This is a genomic window from Sanguibacter sp. TS_SC_8 (assembly GCF_055361235.1).
The window spans coordinates 568,123-585,692 of sequence record NZ_CM143955.1 but is presented as its reverse complement, the minus strand read 5'-3'; the positions used below and the strand labels follow the sequence as shown (position 1 = coordinate 585,692).

Genomic DNA, 17,570 nt, shown 5'->3' with positions numbered 1-17,570 from the left:
GACGGGGAGCGGGAGTGCGGGTGGTGTCAGCCACCGCCGCCTCCCCCGGGATCGGGCGTCGGGGTGGGTTTGGGACCGACGTCGAACTCCCGGACGTTGGCCGTGCTCTCTCCCACGCTGTTCCGGGCAAAGACCTGGATGCGGAACTTGCCACCGTCCGTCAGGTCGTCGCGGGAGAAGGAGAGGTCCGTGGACCAGTTCCGGCTGTCGAAGTCGCGCCAGTTCCCCGAAGGGTTCTTTGTCTCCACGACGACGCGATAGTCCTGGACCGCCGCTCCGTTGGCAGCCGGCACGGCCCACTTCGCGACGAAGGCGCCGTCGGTCGTGGTGACCTGGACGTCGGGAGCGGCGGGAGCCTCGGGGAGGTGGGGGTATCCGGTCTTGCTCTCCGAGGCGCTCGCACCGACACCGCTGATCGCCCTCATCTCGACCGTGACCTCCGAACCGGAGACGTCCAGCTCGAAGGGGGATGCACCTGCGGCGATCCAGGCGCCCTTGTCCGTGCGGTAGGAGTAGCCGGTGATGGGTGAACCGCCGTCGCCCCGTGCGGTCCACGAGACGCGGACCTTGCGGTAGGTCCCGTCCTCGGCGAGGACCGAGACGGACGGAGCCGCCGGGACCGTCTGCGGTGTCGCCGAACCCAGCGCCGTGGCGGGCCCACAGATGTCCTTGGTGTTGCAGGCGACGACCGAGTGGGCAGGGCTCGCGGACCCACCCTGCAGCCCTCCCTTGACGACGCTCGTCCCGTACACCCGTTCCGAGCCGTCCAGCAGGTAGTACGCGATGCCGACTCCACCGGTCTCGGTGGGAGCCGACCAGTTGAGCTGCACCTGCCCGTCGCCGAAGTCGCGGCCGTTGATCGGCGTGGTCGTCCCCGCCACCGGCTCCCCGGGTGTCCCGTAGGTCTGTGCGGTCGCCGTCCCGGCCGGACCCGTGCCGGCCTTGTTCTTGGCCACCACCGAGAAGGTGTAGGTCACGCCGTTGACGGCGGTGAACTCGGCGGACGTCGCTCCTGGCCCGACGTCGCGCGTCACCGTCCCCTGCCCGGTCATCGTCACGGTGAAGAGGCCCGTGTCGTCTCCGTTCCACGAGCCTGCTGTCCACGTCACATCGATGTAGCCACCGCGCGGTTCGCTCCGGCGCTGGGCAGTGACCGTCGGTGCTCCGGGAAGACCGGCCGGGGTCGCGGTGGCCGACTTCGGGCTCCACGCTCCGCCCTCCGGCGGTGTCGCCTTGTTGTGCGCGCGGACCTGGGCGGTGTACGCCGAACCGTTCGCCAGCCCGGTGAACGTCGCCGTCGTCCCGCTGACCACGGTCGACTGGGTGCCGGGTCCGGACAGCATGACCGTGTACTGGGAGATCGGCGTCCCCTGGTTCGCCGGTGTGTTCCAGCTCACCGTGATCTGCCGGTCACCGGCGACCAGGGTCGGGATTCCGGGTGCGTCCGGCACGGCGTCGGGCGTGGCCTTGGCGCTGGCCGGCGACTCGCCCGACCAGCCGACCGCGTTCTGGGCCGCGACGGTGAACGTGTAGTCGGTGCCGTTGGTCAGCCCGGTGACGGTGCAGGTCGTCGTCGCGCAGGCGGTGGTCTGCCCGCCGTTGCGGGTGAGGCGGTACCCGGTGATCGGGGTGCCGTTGTTGACCGGGGCCTCCCACGCGAGGATCACGGTCTGGCTGGTCACGTCGCCGACGCGGGGGGCGAGGGGGACGCCCGGCTTGTCCCGCACGACGACGACGATCCGGCCCTCGACCTCGCGGAGCGGGTCGTCGGTGGCGTCGCGCAGCCGGTAGCGCACGGTGAGCTCACCGACGAATCCCTCGGCCGGGCGCACGAGCACCGAGCTCCCGGACACCACGGCGGATCCCGTGCCGGCCGTGACCGTGGCACCGGCCACGGTCAGCGGCTCACCGGGGAACGGGTTCGAGGAGCCGGTCAGCACGTCGACGCGGGTCTCCTCGCCGGCGTTGCCGACGAGCGCGAAGGGGCTGGCGGTGGCCAGCACCCGACCGCTCGCGGTGACCTTGAGGGACACCTGGACGTCCATGGTCCCCGCGCGGCCGTAGCCGAGGGTGATCGGGACGGAGCCCACCGTCCCGCGCGGGACGTCGGGGGCCACCGACACGCTGAGCTTCGTGCCGTCGATCGCCACGACGAACCCGGCCGTGGCCGCACCGGCCAGCTGGTAGGTGTAGCTCTGGTCGGCGTCGGCACCCTGGGGGCCGGTGGTGTAGGCGAGCAGGTTGACCGTCGTGCCGAGGTCACCCTGGCCGACGTCCAGGGTCGACGGGGTGAAGGTCGGTGGGAAGTCGTCCTCGGTGAAGACCGTGATCGGCAGGGTGAGTGTGGCGCGGCGCCCGCCGGCGTCGTCGCGGGAGGCCCCGTCGGTCACCTGGAAGGTGATCGAGGCGGGCCCGGCGTACCCGGGCGCGGAGACGAACCGCAGCGTCGAGTCGTCGACGATGAGCTCCCCGCCGTCCGACCGGGTCGCGCTGACCTGGGTGGCAGCGCCGATCCGGGCCGTCTTGCCCGTCCCGACCTGCACGAACTCCGCGATCGGGATGACGAGCTCGGTCCCTGAGGCGACCCGGAGCTCACGCGCCTTGGGCCGCAGGATCGGCGGGAAGTCCCCGAGGGCCGGGACGGAGATGAAGGCGTAGGCCTTGACCCCGTCCGCCTCTGGCCGGGTGTTGGTCAGCAGGTACGGGATCGTCTGGGCGTCGTCGGTCAGCGTCACGAGGACCCCGCCCGACGCCGTGACGGACGCCACGGACGCGTGCGAGGCCGGCACCGAGACCGCCACGTCGCTCATCGGACCGGACGGGTTCTCCGCGACCGCGAGCACGTTGACCTCGACGGTCGTCTTGTCGACCACCTCGAGGGGGGCGACGGTCACATCTCGGGCGACGGGCGGTGAGATGACGGCGTCCTCGACGATGAACAGGGTGAGCACGGCTGTGGCCCGCCCGCCCCGCTCGTTGGTCACGGTGTAGGCGATCGTGATCGGGTCGGTGACCGTGGCGGGGGTGTCCACGACGATGCGCCGGCCGTCCACGAGGGCGGTGACGCCGGCGGGGACCCCGAGCTCGGGGAGGAGGGTGAGCTCCTCACCGGAGGGGTCAACGTCGTTGCGGAGCACGCGGACCTCGACGCGCTGCCCGGGCTGGACCGTCACCTCGTCGTTGCGGGCCACGATGGGCATGGCCTCGACCGGGCGCGTGGCGATCCCGACGCGGATGCTGCCGAGCGCCCGCTGCCCCACCCAGTCCTCGACCGCGTAGGTGAACGTGTCGGTCCCGGTCTCCCCGGGCAGCGCCTCGTACTCGATCCAGTCCGCGCCGATCGCGACGATGCGTCCCTTGAGCGGGGCGGTGTCGCCCTGCCCGAGCAGCGTCACCCCGTCGCCGTCGCCGTCGATCCCGGTCAACGGCACGGGGATGCGCACCGTCTCCCCGGCGAAGGTCCGGGCGGTGAGGTCCTTGGGCTGCGGGGGCGCCTTGCTCTCGGGCGCAGAGGCGTGCACCGAGATGGTCACCTGCCCGGAGCCGATGTTGCCGGAGGAGTCCTGCACGCTGAACACCGCGCGCACCGTCATCGCGGAGTCGGGAGCCTGGTAGCGCAGGGTGTCGCCGGAGGCGAAGAGCAGTCCTTCACCCTCGGCGAGGGGCTCGGGCAGCTCCGGGACGAGGGTCATGACGTCGCCGTCGGCGTCGAAGGCCGCGGCGAGAGCCCCGATGGTCACGACGCCGCCGGTGCGGACCGACACGGCGAGGTCGCGGACCACGGGAGCGCGCTGCTGGCTCGAGGGCTGCACGGGGACCACGAGGATCTCCCCGCGGGCCTCGGCGACGCCGTTGGAGATCACGTAGCTGACCGTCTCGGGGACGGTGAGCGCGAGCCGGGAGGTGATCCGGACGAGGCTGTGGTCGAGCACGGCGACCTGCAGCGGCGACCCGTCCTGCGTCGTCATCGAGGTGAGCACGAGCACCCCGCCGCCGGGGTCGACGTCGTTCTCGAGCGGGTTGGTCGTCACCTCGCCGCCGGACGGGAGCAGCGCGATGTCGCGGACGGCGACCGGGGGCAGCGGCTCGCTCGGCCACTCGCGCACGTCGATCCGCGCGAGGCCGACGGCCTGCTGCGGCGCGGCGACGACGGTGAAGCCGACGTAGTACGTGCCCGGGTTGGTCGCGGTGAAGGTGAAACGGCCGTCGTCGAGGTTGGCGGCGATCGTCGTCCCGGCGACCTCGTCGACCGTGGCCAGGCGGGCCGGTTCGCGTGAGGCGCTGTGCACGGAGGCGAGGACGTCGACGTCGACCGGGGAACCCACGTACGTCACCGCGTGCACCGGGTCGATGGTGGGCGGGAGCGACCCTGCGGCGCGCACGTCGACCGTCATGGTCCCCGGCACCTGCGCGACGCCGTCGCTCACCACGAGCTGGAGGGTCTGGCGGCCGAGCTGGTCGCCCTCGGCGATGAAGGTGACGACGCCGTCCTGGCGGGCGCGGACCGTCCCGGTCCCGTCGGTCGTGGCCGAGACGAGGACGAGGTCGTCCCCGTCCGGGTCGGTGAAGTTGGCGAGCGCGTCGTACTCGATCGTGGCGTCCTGCTCGACCTCGGCAGCACCTGTCCGGAGCTCGACGGGGTCGTTGTTCTCCGACGCGTCGCGGGCGGTGAGCGTGACTGTGGCGGTCGAGGGCGGGTTCTGCCCGCGGCCGTCGGTGATCGTGTACGTGAAGGTCGCGGAGCCGCGGGCGCCGGCGGCGACCTCGAGCTGCAGCGCCCGGCCCCCGTAGATCGACTCGATCCGGCCGAACTCGGCGGGGATCGGCTCGAACTCACCGATCGCGATGATGCCGCACTCCCCCGCGGTGTCGTTGCTCAGCACCTCCAGGATCGTCGTGCGCCCGGGGCGCACCCCGATCTCGTCGTCGGAGGCGCCCGGGGGCAGGGACTGCTCGGTGCACTGGGACAGCAGCTGCTGGGCGGTCTCCATGGAGTCCGACTCCTCCTGGCGGTCCTCCGGCTCCTCTTCCTGCTGGATGTCCTCCCAGTTGGGGTTCTGCACCTGCGGGAGGTCGTCGGGCAGCCACATGCGACCCGCCGTGGTGTCGTTGAGCACGATCACCGACCGGTTCACCCGGAACACCAGGGTGTCCGCGGTGGTCATCTCGGCAAGATCGGCCAGCTCGGGTTCGGCGTCGCCGCACTGGCGGACGTAGTTCCCGGTGGGTGAGGCCCAGGCGCCGTAGATGCACGCACCGAGCGCGACCGGGCGCGCGGGAACGCCGTTGCCCGTGGTCTCGATCGCCGACGAGCTCCCCTCGTCGAGGTCGATCGAGAGCAGCCGCGTGGCGGTCGCGGCGAGCACGACGTCGCTGGCCGGTCCGGTCTGCTGGAGCACCAGGGAGGCCCCCTGGTCGGCGAGGTCACGCGTCCAGCCGTCGCCGTGGAGGCGGGACCCGGCCCGCACGACGAGCGTCTCGCCGACGGCGGTCACCTCCTCGGGCACCACCCCGGCGGCGTCCGTGAGGCTGCCCACCTCGCTGGTCGTCAGTCCCTCGGGGGTGAGCTCGGCGCGGTGCACGGTGCCGTCCGTGGGATCGAAGGCGAGCACGACGCCGGTCGAGGTCACGACCGCGCGGGCGCCGTCACCGAGGTCGAGGTCGGCGTCGGTCGCGGCGTCGATGGACTGGAGGGAGTCGGTCGTGCGGACCCAGACGGCCCCGTCCGGGCCGACCACGGAGATGACCCCGGCGCCCAAGGAGACGTGGGACCCGGCGGGGATCTCAGCCTGGGTGGTGAGGGTGACCGTGGCCGGGTCGACGACCGAGAGCTTGGTCGGCTCGCTGAGAAGGATCGACTGGGCGTCCTGCAGGACGTCGAAGCTCGGGTCGCTCGCGATGAGGCCGCCGTTGAGCTCCTGCACGGTGGCGTTGTACCGGCCGAGCTTGAGGCCCTGGGCGTTGGTGACCCAGACCGCGCCGTCGTTGAGGTCGACCTCGGCGATCTTGACGCCCGGGTTGATGATCGCCAGCAGCGCCAGGACGGCTGGGACGGTGATACCGGCCACGACCGTCGAGAGGGAGCGGAGCTTCTCCTTGCGGGTCTCCCCCGCGAAGAGCCTCACTGGCTGCAGCCTTGCGCGGGAGTCGACGACGCGCGTCCGTCCGACCGGACGAGGGACACCTCGATGCACACCACGTCTGCCCCCGGGGGAAGGTCCACGATCACCGAGGCGTCGTCGATCTTCTCGGCTCGCGCCGTCTCACCGGCCGCGACGACCTGCCAGAGGTACGCGTCACCGTCGAAGGCGTCCGGGTTGGTCCACGTGAACCGGGCGGTGCCGTCGCCAAGATCGGCCCCGACGAGCTTGGTCGGTGCGGGCACGGTGTCCCCGCCGATCAGCGTCGGGGTGGAGGTCGCGGTCGGGTCGTCGTCCGGTCCGGCGGTCCCCGCGTCGCGTCCCAGCGTGAGGTAGGCGACCAGGCTGAGCCCCACGAGCACGACGACGGTGCTCACCACCATCGTGATGGTGCGGCCCGTCGAGCGGCGCCCCGCGGATCCGTCGTCGGCAGGCGCCAGCGACGGGCCGTAGTGGCTCGAGCGACGCTCGGCGCGGGACGGCGCGAAGGCCTGCTGCCCCGGCTGACCCGGGTACTGCTGGCCCTGGGGCTGCTGACCCTGCGGGTAGGGCGGGCCTTGCTGGTAGGGCGGACCTTGCTGGTAGCCCTGCGGGGGCGGCCCCTGCTGGTAGCTCTGCTGGTAACCCTGCTGGTAGCCCTGCGGCGGCGGGCCCTGCGGGTAGCCCTGCTGGTAGCCCTGCGGCTGGGGATAGCCCTGCTGGTAGCCCTGCAGGCCCTGCTGGGTGGACTGCGGGGTGGGCTGCGTCGGCGGCAGCTGCGGCGCGGGCGGCGGGCCGGTCTGGGCGTTGATCGTCGTGATCGGTCGGAGCCGGGTGGCGTTGTCGTCGACCTCCGCCGCACGCTGGCTCGCCGCCGCAGCGACGGCGCCGCCGGGGTTGATGCTCACGACGGGCCGCAGCCGCGTCGCCTGGTCCGCAGGCTGCTCACCGGCGTGCGCGGAACCGCCCGGCCCCGGGGGCGCGAAGGACGACGATCCTGTCGCCCCTGTCGCCGCGGCGTCGGACCGGGGGACGGCGAGGTCGGGGAGGGAGTCCTGGGACAGGTCGATGCTCGTGACCGGCAGCTGCATGCTCCGCTCGACCGTCTGCAGCGCGTGGGCGAAGGCGAGGGCGCTGAGGAACCGTCGGTCGGGATCCTTCGACATCGCCCGGGCGAGCACGGCCGCCAGACCGGCGGGCACGTCCTCCCGGTCGATCGGCGGCAGCGGAGACCGCTCGATCCGCGAGAGCAGGTCGGCCGGGGTGTTGGGCTTGCCGGGGATCTCGAAGGGCGAGCGCCCGGCGAGCAGGGAGTAGATCGTCGCGCCCAGGGAGTAGACGTCGCCGCGGGCGTCGCCGGTGGGGTGCTCGGCGAGGAGCTCGGGCGCGGACCACGGGATGGACATCCCGGTCGCCGCCATCGAGGAGCCGAGGGTCGCAGCGATGCCGAAGTCGGTCAGCGCCGGCCAGCCGAAGTCGGTCGCCAGGATGTTCGCGGGCTTGATGTCCCGGTGCAGGATCCCCAGGTGGTGGGCGGCCTCCACAGCCGAGGCGACCCGGATGCCGGTCCGCAGGACCTCCGCCACGGTGAACCGCTCCATCCGGTACCGCGTGCCGAACCCGGGCCGGGAGCAGTACTCCATGACGAGGTAGGGGCGCCCGTCCGAGGCGATGTCCGCGTGGTAGACCGTGACGATCGAGGGGTGGTGGGACAGCTGTGCCATGACGTTGGCCTCAGCGAAGAACGCCTCCCGGGCGTCCTGCTCGAGGGACCCGCTGAGCAGCACCTTGACCGCCACGGAGCGCCGCGGCAGCTCCTGGCGGTACTCGAAGACGTCCGCGAATCCGCCCATGCCGAGCAGGCGGACGTACTCGAATCCGGGGATCCGCGGGGGGATCGAGGGTTGGCGACGAGCGCTCACGAGTCACTCTCCAGGGTGAAGGTCACGTCGTCGCCGAGGTCGACCACGGCTAGCGCGCGCAGCGGCGTCGGCTCCCCCGAGCGCAGCCGCCGCGGGGGCAGGCCAGGCTCGATGAGGAACATGCCGTTCGTCGAGTTCAGGTCCGTGACCAGCACGTCCTCGCCGTCGACACGCACCTGGGCGTGCGTGCGGGAGATGTCCTGGTTCGGGCTGACCACCGTGACCAGGCGCGGCAGGTCCCGGGCAGCGACCCGGGAGACGACAGGGGCGCGCCCGATGAGGACCGCACGGTCGAGGGGGACCGAGAGCCCGGAGGACATCCGGATCCGCGGCACCCGGGTCGGCACGGGCGGGACGGCGAAGGGGCCCGGGATGGGGTCCTCCTGCCAGCTCGGCATCTGCCGGCGGATCTCCACGAGGCTCGTGCTCAGCACGGTGCTGGCGTAGGGGTCCTCGCCGGCGTCCGGCGCCGCGGGTGTCGGAGCAGGGGTGGATGGCGGAGCGGGTGTGGAGGGCGGTGCGGGAGGCCCGGGCGGGGGCGGCGGCGGGCCGACAGCGGGCCGCAACGCGGGTGCGGGCGTGGCGGGTGCGGGCGTGGCGGGTGCGGCTGAGCTCACCCGCACGACCTCGAGCGGTCGAGCAGCCTGAACGGGCTCGGCCCGCAGCACCCGGCGTGCGACGGGAGCAGGCAGGTCGAGCTCGGAGTAGGTGGTGGTCTCGGCGGCCGAGTCGTCAGCCAGCGCCTTCGCCGGTGCCGGTGAGGGCGCCGCGATCGCGCCGTCGCGCAGCCGGACCTCGACGCTCGACGCCTGCACCACGGCCGCGAGCGCCGGCATCCGCACGGTGCGTCCGGTCGGGGCGAGGGCGGCGGGGATGGCGACGGTGAGCGACGCGGCGTCGGGCACGTTGATCTCGGCCCACGTCGCGACGTGCTCGGCCGTGTGCTCGCGGGTGCCGAAGCTGTCGGTGATCAGCAGGCGCACGTCCCCGCGCAGGAACCCGCGCACGTGCCCGTCCATGACGGAGACCAGGGCGAAGGGCGGCAGGCCCACCAGGCCGCCGCGGGCCAGCACGGTGAGGGAGTGCGTGAGGTCGGTGCTCTCCCGGAGGGCGTCCCAGACCTGGGTGAGCTTGGCCTCGGAGATCGTCGGTGGCAGCAGCGCGACGGCGCCGTCGGTCACGACGGCGTACCAGTCGCCGGAGACGTACATCGGGATGATCATGCGTCGCCGCCTCGCAGCCGCGGCAGGGTGACGCCGTGCATCTGCTCTTCCCACTCCGGGTCCACGGCCGCCTCGTGGTGGCCCTGTCCGTTCGTGCCTGACGGGTCATAGCTGTGCGTCTGGTCCGCGGTCAGCCCGTTCCAGACGACGACGACGTCGACGACGACGACGCTGACGTTGTCGCGTCCGCCGGCGTCCAGCGCGGCCGCCACGAGGGCCTCGGCGGCGTCCTGCGCGTCCGTCACGGCCAGCAGGATCTCCTCGACCTGGGCGTCGGTGAGCTCGTCGGTCAGCCCGTCGGAGCAGATCAGCAGGCGGTCGTCCCGGGTCGCCGGGATCATCCAGTAGTCCGGCTCGGAGGCGGAGTCGGTGGCCAGGGCGCGGGTGACGACGTGCCGGTCGGCGTGCACGGACGCCTCGACGGCGCTCAGCTCACCGGCCTCGAGGAGCTCCTGGACCACGGAGTGGTCCACGGTCACCTGCTCGATCTGGGAGTCGACCATCCGGTAGACCCGGGAGTCGCCGATGTTGAAGACCAGCCAGTACGCGGCGTCGTCGTGCATGGCGATCGCGGCACCGGCGACCGTGGCGCCCCCGTTGCCACCCGTGAGCACCTCACGCATCCGGGCGGAAGCCTTGGTGAAGCACAGCTGGAGGTCCTCGATCGTGACGAACGGTCGCCCCGCGAGCACCGAGCACTCCTCGACGACGATGCGGCTGGCCACGTCGCCGGAGTCGTGCCCGCCCATCCCGTCGGCCACGAGGAAGATCGGCGCGAGCGCCACGAGCGCGTCCTCGTTGAGGGTGCGGACGCGCCCGGTGTCTGTGGCCGATCCCCACGCGGTGTACATGCGTCAGCCGTTCTGGTGGAAGTCGGGGATGCAGCTGAAGTCACCGAAGGAGACCGTGGCCCCGTTCGGGACGCGGATCGTCTGACCAGGGGCGCACAGGATCTGCTGGCCGTCCGGGAGGGTGACGATGGTGCCGTTGGTCGAGTGGCGGTCCTGGACGTAGAGTCCGCGCGCGTCCATCCCCACCAGCAGGTGGGTCTTGGACACCGATCGTCGGGGATCGTCCAGGCTGACCAGGTCGGTGATGATCTCCTCGGGCGCTGCCTGCGGGTGTCGACCGACGAGGGTCATCCCGCGCAGCGGGACACGCCGCCCGTCGGAGAAGCGCAGCACGACGTGGGGACCGGTGACCGATCCCGTCGAGCGGCTCTCGCCGCTGCGCACCTCACTCACGTCGGCCCCCCTCATCCCTCGCTGCGCGTCCGCTGGTCACGCCCAAAAAAGGGCACGGCCCCGAGTAGGATACCCCGCACGTCGAGAGCAAATCGCCCAGATCTGCTGGTACCGGGTGAGGTTTCACCCGGAGCGTCGCCGAGCGCCGAGAAACACACCGACGGCGCCGAGGACGAGCACCACGCTCAACCCGGTGGCTGGCCAGAACCACCAGGGCTGGTGCTGGACGACGGTGAGCGGCTGCTCACGGACGAGGACGTCCAGCGCCTCGTCCAGTCCGGAGGCGACGAGGGTGTGCGACCCTGCGGACAGGTCCGGTGGGACGTAGGCCACCCCGCGGACCGTGCCGGCGTCGTCGGCCACCCAGGAGGCGATCGCCCGGGGCGAGGACCGGACGGTGATCGTCACGGTGGTGCCGGGGGCCAGGCCCTCGAGGGTGATGTCGACCGCCGCGCCTGCTTCCACCCGGAGGCTCTGCTCGGCTGCCGTCGACAGGTCGATGGTGGCGCTGGGCGCCGACGGTCCCACGGTGATCGGCGCGTGGCCGGGGACCAGACCGGCGCGTGACGGCTGGGCCGCATCGGTCTGGGACCACGCGACCAGGGAGTTGGCCATGGCCTGGTAGCCGGAGGTGTTGGGGTGCATGAGCTCGACCTTGGACCCGGTCACGCTTCCCCACGCCCCGCTGACGAGATCGACCCCGTTGATGAACGGCTCGTCCGAGCAGGACGTGTGGTCGGGGAGCACGGCCTCCTGGACCTGACCGGCGAAGTACACCGGGACACCTTCGCCCGCGACAGCGGAGACAGAGTCCGCGATCACCTCGTCGAGGGCCGTGACGACGTCGTTCGCGAACTTGACCTCCGCGGCCGAGAACCCCCCACAGGATGCTCGGCGCCAGTCCGGCAACGCCTGGGGGTAGGCCAGCACGACGATCGGGGCTGGAGTCCCGGACCGGTCCGAGAGCTGGGAGGCGGAGTTGACCGCGCCGTGGATCGCCCGATAGCTGTGCTCGAGGCTGGCCTGGAGGCTGGCGATCGAGGTGAAGGTCTCGGCGACGAAGGCCTCGTCGCTCGAGCAGTCCCCGGGCATGACGCACGTGGACACGATGGCGCCGAACCCCATGTCGTTGCCGCCGATCGTCATGAGGACCAGGCCAGGCGCTGCATCGAGAGCGTTGACCTGACGCAGCTGGGCCTCGACCTTGCGCTCGGCGTTCGGGGAGAACAGGTCACCGGCCACGGCACCGGAGCAGGCGATGATCGTCGACGACGAGGTCCCGAAGAGCGCGGTGCCGTACGTGTTGTTGCTGCGGTGGCAGCCCTCCTCGGCGCCGGTCGCAGCGGACAGGTAGTCGCCCGACCCCTCCCCGGAGGAGTAGGAGTCACCGAGGATGACGACCGGTCCCGCGTCGATCGCGTCGGTCAGCAGCGGACCTGCCTGCGTCAGCCCGAGAGCCGAGCCGGTCACCTCGGTGTCTCCGGTGGCACTCGTCGCGCCGACGTCCGGGGTCCAGGCCGAGACCCGCCAGCTGGCCACCCCGGTCTGGCCGCCTGCCGTCGACAGCGTCCAGGAGCGGGTGACAGACGCTCCGGCGGGGAGGTTGCCCAGCCGGTAGCGCGGCGGGACGACGGCCGGGAAGAGGGTCCGCGATCCCGCATCGGCGAAGGACAGGGACACCGAGACGTCGTCGACCGCCTGGGCGGACGGGTTGGTGACCACGGCCGTGAACGTCATCGACGACCCGGACGGGACGGACTTGACCGCGGTGACGTCGAGCGTCACCGCCGGGACCGAGATCTCGTCGAGCATCGTGCCCAGCTGGGTGGAGTCCTCGACCCCGTAGTAGCGGCCACCGGTCGCCTCGGCGATGCACTCGAGCTCCTCGCGGCCGGCGTCGGAGATCTGGAAGCCCATCGCCTGGACGGTGATGTCGAACCCCTCGTCGACGATCTGCTGTGCGACCTCGCACGGTGGCACGCCGCAGTTGCTCTCCCCGTCCGAGACGAGCAGGAGGGTCGCGGAGGTGTGGCTGCGTGCCACGAGGTCGTCGGTGACTGCGCGCAGCGCGTCACCGGTGGGGGTGTTCCCGTAAGCAGCCAGGTTGCGGATCGTCGCCGCGAGCGTGGACGGGTCCGGGACCGTGCGCAGCTCAGCTCCGGGGACATAGCTCCCCGAGGAGCAGTCCTGCGCCGGGGAGGGGTAGGTCCACAGGCCCACGGACGAGCCGGCCGCCTGCCCACGGACGACGTCGATGAGCGCGGCCTTGGCGCCGTCGAGCTTGATGGTGCCCGCCCCGTCGTCCTCCTCCATCGAGCTGGACAGGTCGAGCACGATGACGATCGGCTCGGCGGCCGCCGTCGAGGAGGTGGTGACCTGGGCGCTGCCGGGGTCGCTCGGGGCCGGCGTGGGGTCGGCCGAGGGGTCCGCGCTGGCCGTCAGGCTGGTCAGCGCGACGAGCAGCACTGCGGCCAGGGCCGCCGCGGCGGTGCGCAGCGGCCTGCTGCTGCCCGGGTGCATGCTCACGTGTCGAGCGCCGTGATCGCGTCGGCTCCACCGACCACCCGCACATCACCCAGGATCGCGTTCTCGCTGTTCCAGCCCGTGGGGTCCTCGCCGAGCAGGATCGTGCGGATGGTCACCCGCAGCGCCCCGGTGACCGGTGCGACGAGCGTCGCTGGGGCGCCGTAGCCGGCCTCGATCGAGCCGACGAGAACACCGTCCGCCAGCACCTCCACCCGAACCCGGGCGGCAGGGTCTCCGTCGTCGGACACCCCGACCGTTGCCTCGAGGGAGTCGGCCACGCGCGAGACCACCCAGGAGGTCTCCTTGCCGTCGGCATCGGCTGAACAGCTCAGCGAGTTCGCGTAGGTGACTCCGTTGAGCTGCGCGGACGTGGAGGAGCACTGACCGTCGACGATGTCGAGAGCGTCGAGATAGATCGAGGACGACGCCTCGGCGACGGTGAGCGTCACGTGGGTCGGCAACGGTTCGCCGGGGGCGGGGGTGATCGAGAGGGCGGTACCTGCTGCGGCGCCCGGGACGTAGGCGGTGACGAGCTCGACATCGGCCCCGAGCACACCCAGGGACGCGACGAGCGTGGCCGCGTCGACACCGTCCACCGGGGGGACCAGGGCCGGCGTGGACAGCACGAGGGTGACCGCGGTGGGGTTGGTCGTCCCGAAGGCCGGCGTCTGCTCGACGACGACGTTCTCCTGACCTGCGGCCTCCCGCGTGGAGACGACGACGACCTCCGGCGGGATCCCGGCGTCGGCGAGGACCTCGCGGGCGGCCGCCTCGTCCAGACCGCGGATGTCAGGCATGGGCACCTGTCCCAGGCTCGAGTAGCTGGGCACCTCGACCTCGACGACGGTGTTCTCCGTCGCGGGCTTGCGGGCCTCGATCTCACCCGAGAGCGTCCACCCGGCCACGAAGCCGCCGCCCGCGGCGCCCAGCACCAGGGCCGCGATCGTGCCGGCCGCGAACAGGACGCGCCGTCGGCGCCGGCGCGCGGGGGCAGGGGGTGAGGTGGAGACGGCGGCTGAGGTGGGAACGGGGGCGGGGGTGGGAACCGGGACCGGGACCGGGACGGGGACTGCAACCGGGACCGGTGGGGCCGCCGGACGGGGTGCCACCGTGGCGTGGACCGGCTCCACGTAGACCGGCGCCCTCGCCCCGGCTGCCTCGGCGGCCTGCGCCGCCTGCATCCAGCTGCGCAGCTCGTCCGGGCACGCGGGGTTGCTCCAGAGGACCGGCCGCAGGTCAGGGCGCAGGCGAGCCATCTCCGCCAGGAGCGACGGCGAGTTCGACGGGTCCGCCGCCTCGTCCGGGGTGTAGTCGCGTGCGTCCCGGAACGCCATCACTCGACTCCGAGTCCGCTCAGTTCCTCAGACATGTAGTTCCAGATGGTGAGGTGCCGTCCGATCTCGCTGACATACGCATCGTCGTCGATCCCGTAGGACCACAGCTTGCCGTCCTCGGCCAAGGAGTACGCCAGCAGGCTGCCGCCCGCCGAGATGTAGACGTTCTCGGTTCCGAGCCAGGCCTCCACGCCGTCGTCGGCGCCCTTGATCTTGTAGCTGGCCGTCTCCTCACCGGTCCGCAGGTCGAGCAGCACGAGCTGTCCGTCCGCGATCGTGACCACGGAGTCCTTGTTCACCCCGAGGATGGAGCTCACCTCTGCGGCCGCAGCGTCCCAGAGCTCCTCACCCGTGGCGGGGTTCACCCGCTGGATCTTCTTGTAGCCCCCGTCGCTGTAGTCGTCGCCCGAGCCCTTGGCTGCAGTGAACAGGTACCCGTCGATCGACCAGGCGGTGGCCACCTCGAGCGGCTCCTCCCACGGGCTGTCGCCGTCCTCGGTGATCGCCTCGAGGGTGTAGGTCGAGGAGTACTCGTCCTCTGCGTCCTCTGCCTCGAGGGAGAGCACGGAGCTGCCCACCGACAGGAGGCGCTCGCCCTCCCAGACCGTCGTGCCGTCGAGGGTGGACAGCACCTCGACGCCTTCGTCGTCAGAGAGACTGATCTGCCCGGCCGTGAAGGTGGACGGGTAGGCCAGGGCGTTGATCTCGTTCTCCCACAGCGGGTCCGCGTCGAGCGAGGTCGGGTCGAGACGGCTCATCACTTGCTCGTCATCGTCCCCGTCGCCGTCGCTGACCACCAGCAGTGCGCCGTCGAGCCCGAAGACCGATGCGATGCCGTCGACGGTGGTGGTGGAGATCACGGAGCCGTCGCTCGCATCGAGCGTCCCGATCGTGGTGCTCTGCTCGGTGCTCATGTCGTCCCACCCCGACACCAGCGAGACCGCGACCGTGGCGCCACCGTCAAGGCTCACAGCGCTGACGAACCAGGTGTGGTCGACGTCCGGCTCGACCGAGACCAGGTCGACCGTCCATCGCTCCTCGCCGTCCGTGATGTCCAGGAGGGTGACGGACGGGACGAAGTCGACGGCCACCGGGGCGGGGATCCGGCTCTCGTCCACGTCGTTGCCGTAGACGGTGTCTTCGAACCCGGCGTAGTAGCCCAGGTACTCGTAGTCGTAGTCGTCCCAGTCGCTGACGAAGTCGGCCGGCCAGAAGTCCGCGTAGTCCGGCCAGTCGACGTCAGCGGTCCAGTCGTCCTCGTAGAGCTGCTCGGCCGCCTCCTCGGCGTCGAGGTAGGCCGTGCCGTTGATGACGCCGAGGTCGTAGTGGGCGTCGAACTCCTCGTACCAGCCGCTGCTGTCGGTCTGCTCCATCTCCCAGGTGTAGGCGTCGAAGGTGGACCACACGAGGGCCAGGTCATCGCCCACCGCCACCGGGATCTCGGTGGCGACGTAGTCGGCGTAGGTGTCGGCTTCGTCGAGCAGGTCCACGGTCCACGCCGACGTCGGCTTGGTCGCGAGGTCGACGACGCGCGGGACGGTCTGCGCGGCGGAGGTGCCGTCCCCCGGGAGCACGAGTGCGAGCGTCACCCCGATGGCGGCGACGACGACGACGGCACCCGCCGCCACCAGCAGGCCCTTCTTCGCCCGAGGCTTGCGAGGAGCGGTCGGTGGCCACTGTGCGGGCGGCTGCTGCCCGTAGGGCCCGGGGTACGGCTGCCCGGGGTACCCCTGACCGGCAGGCGGCTGGGCCGGGTACTGCTGGGCCGGGTACTGCTGGGCCGGGGACTGCTGGGCCGGGGACTGCTGGGCTGGGTACTGCTGGGCTGGGTACGGCTGGGGAGCGGCGGGCGCCCAGGGCTGCTGCGGGGCGGGTGGCTGCGGCGCGGGCTGCTGCGCGGCCGGTGGCTGCCACTGCTGCTGGGGCTGCGGGGGCTGCGGGGGCTGCTGCTGCCACTGCGCCTGCTGCGCTGGGTCCTGCGATGCCGCGTCACCAAGAAACCTGTCGTTCATGCCAACCCCTCGAACCACATCGCGGACACCGTGGATGATCTTCCACGCCGAATCGTAGCGATTCTGGCGAGACGATTGACCGAGATGCCGTCCAGTGACCGGAATTCACCCCCTGGACGGATCCGACCTCCACCCACCGGCGCGGCCGCTAGACCGACGGCGCCCGATCATCGGCAGTCCGCAGCCGCGCAGCCGCGAAGCGCAGGTGCTCGGCGTCCTGGAACGGTCCGCCGTTCTCGTGCCCGTTATAGGGGTAGACGACCATCTCCTTCTCCCCCGCATAGTGGTTGAACGCCGCATACACCGTCGAGGGAGGGCAGATCTGATCCATCAGGCCCACCGAGAACAGCCCCGGCACGGTGACCCGCGCGGCCAGGTTCACGGCGTCGAAGTAGCTGAGCGTCCCGAAGGCCGTCTCGACGAGGTCACGGTGGGTGTGGAAGTACTGGATGAGCTCGGCGTAGGGGCCGGCGTCGGTCAGCACGGAGGCCCGGCGCACGTGCGACAGGAACGGCACGTCGACGATCGCGGCCCGCAGCGGCGGGTGGCCGAGCCCGTCGCGCAGCTCGGTGAGCGCGGCCGCGGCCAGGGAGAGCGCACCGCCCTGGGACCCGCCCGAGACCATGACGTCGGTCGGGTCGACGGCGTCGTGGCTGCGCGCCACCCGCACGGCGCGCTCGGCGTCGGTGAAGATGCGCCGGTAGTAGTACGTCTCGGGAGAGTCGATCCCGGAGGTGAGGAACCCGGCGGCGTGCGCCCCGGTGGACCCCGCGTCGCCGGTGCTGCCGATCTGATGGCCGCTGCCCTGACCGCGGTTGTCCATGACCAGGTGCGCCCGCCCGGCGACGGCGTGCAGCACGTGCTCGTGGCTCAGCCCGCGCCCACCGCCGTACCCGATGTACGTCACCACGGTCGGCAGCGGGCCCCTCGCCCGAGCGGGCCGGTGCAGCCACCCCTTGATCGGCTGCCCGCCGAACCCCGTGAACGTGACGTCCTCGGTGATCACCTCGCTCAGACCGGTGTCGACCCGATCGAAGGTCGCCTCGAGCGGGTGCGCGTCGTCCTGCTCGGCGAGGGTGCGGAGCCAGAACTCCTCGAAGTCGGCCGGTTCCACGCGCTCGGGCCGATAGGCCTCGAGCTCGGGGAGCGACAGGTCGAACTGAACCATGACGGTGTCCTTCAGGTGTCAG

General features: G+C 71.8%; 9 protein-coding genes. All 9 read right to left on the bottom strand.

The window, feature by feature from the left end:
* Window positions 1-26: 26 nt before the first annotated feature.
* Window positions 27-6,125, bottom strand: coding sequence for an Ig-like domain-containing protein (locus tag ACWA15_RS02555; protein ID WP_464057897.1), 6,099 nt, complete (start codon window positions 6,123-6,125; stop codon window positions 27-29).
* Window positions 6,122-8,041 carry a serine/threonine-protein kinase gene (locus ACWA15_RS02550; protein ID WP_464057896.1) on the bottom strand — a complete coding sequence of 640 codons (1,920 nt, stop codon included), beginning with the start codon at window positions 8,039-8,041 and terminating at the stop codon, window positions 6,122-6,124. The genes ACWA15_RS02555 and ACWA15_RS02550 overlap by 4 nt, the downstream gene beginning before the upstream one ends.
* A complete protein-coding gene (locus tag ACWA15_RS02545; protein WP_464057895.1) occupies window positions 8,038-9,264 on the bottom strand; it encodes an FHA domain-containing protein in 1,227 nt (408 codons plus the stop codon). The genes ACWA15_RS02550 and ACWA15_RS02545 overlap by 4 nt, the downstream gene beginning before the upstream one ends.
* A complete protein-coding gene (locus tag ACWA15_RS02540; RefSeq protein ID WP_464057894.1) occupies window positions 9,261-10,115 on the bottom strand; it encodes a PP2C family protein-serine/threonine phosphatase in 855 nt (284 codons plus the stop codon). Before ACWA15_RS02540 ends, ACWA15_RS02545 begins: the two co-directional genes overlap by 4 nt.
* A 3-nt stretch (window positions 10,116-10,118) precedes the next feature.
* Window positions 10,119-10,508, bottom strand: a complete 390-nt coding sequence (locus ACWA15_RS02535; protein WP_464057893.1) for an FHA domain-containing protein — start codon at window positions 10,506-10,508, stop codon at window positions 10,119-10,121.
* Window positions 10,509-10,631: 123 nt separating this feature from the next.
* Window positions 10,632-13,028, bottom strand: coding sequence for a VWA domain-containing protein (locus ACWA15_RS02530; RefSeq protein WP_464059384.1), 2,397 nt, complete (start codon window positions 13,026-13,028; stop codon window positions 10,632-10,634).
* A 2-nt stretch (window positions 13,029-13,030) separates the two neighbouring features.
* Window positions 13,031-14,368 carry a variant leucine-rich repeat-containing protein gene (locus ACWA15_RS02525; RefSeq protein WP_464057892.1) on the bottom strand — a complete coding sequence of 446 codons (1,338 nt, stop codon included), beginning with the start codon at window positions 14,366-14,368 and terminating at the stop codon, window positions 13,031-13,033.
* The gene (locus ACWA15_RS02520) at window positions 14,368-16,380 is read right to left on the bottom strand and encodes an outer membrane protein assembly factor BamB family protein (RefSeq protein WP_464057891.1); all 2,013 of its coding nucleotides are present in this window, start codon (window positions 16,378-16,380) and stop codon (window positions 14,368-14,370) included. The genes ACWA15_RS02525 and ACWA15_RS02520 overlap by 1 nt, the downstream gene beginning before the upstream one ends.
* Window positions 16,381-16,528: 148 nt before the next feature.
* Window positions 16,529-17,548: an acetylxylan esterase gene (locus ACWA15_RS02515; RefSeq protein WP_464057890.1), complete on the bottom strand. Its 1,020-nt coding sequence runs from the start codon at window positions 17,546-17,548 to the stop codon at window positions 16,529-16,531.
* Window positions 17,549-17,570 lie beyond the last annotated feature (22 nt).

Coding starts and splice junctions, on each gene's coding strand:
- ACWA15_RS02530 (WP_464059384.1), bottom strand. CDS start 13,028: ATGCACCCGGGCAGCAGCAGGCCGCTGCGCACCGCCGCGGCGGCCCTG.
- ACWA15_RS02525 (WP_464057892.1), bottom strand. CDS start 14,368: ATGGCGTTCCGGGACGCACGCGACTACACCCCGGACGAGGCGGCGGAC.
- ACWA15_RS02520 (WP_464057891.1), bottom strand. CDS start 16,380: ATGAACGACAGGTTTCTTGGTGACGCGGCATCGCAGGACCCAGCGCAG.
- ACWA15_RS02540 (WP_464057894.1), bottom strand. CDS start 10,115: ATGTACACCGCGTGGGGATCGGCCACAGACACCGGGCGCGTCCGCACC.
- ACWA15_RS02515 (WP_464057890.1), bottom strand. CDS start 17,548: ATGGTTCAGTTCGACCTGTCGCTCCCCGAGCTCGAGGCCTATCGGCCC.
- ACWA15_RS02545 (WP_464057895.1), bottom strand. CDS start 9,264: ATGATCATCCCGATGTACGTCTCCGGCGACTGGTACGCCGTCGTGACC.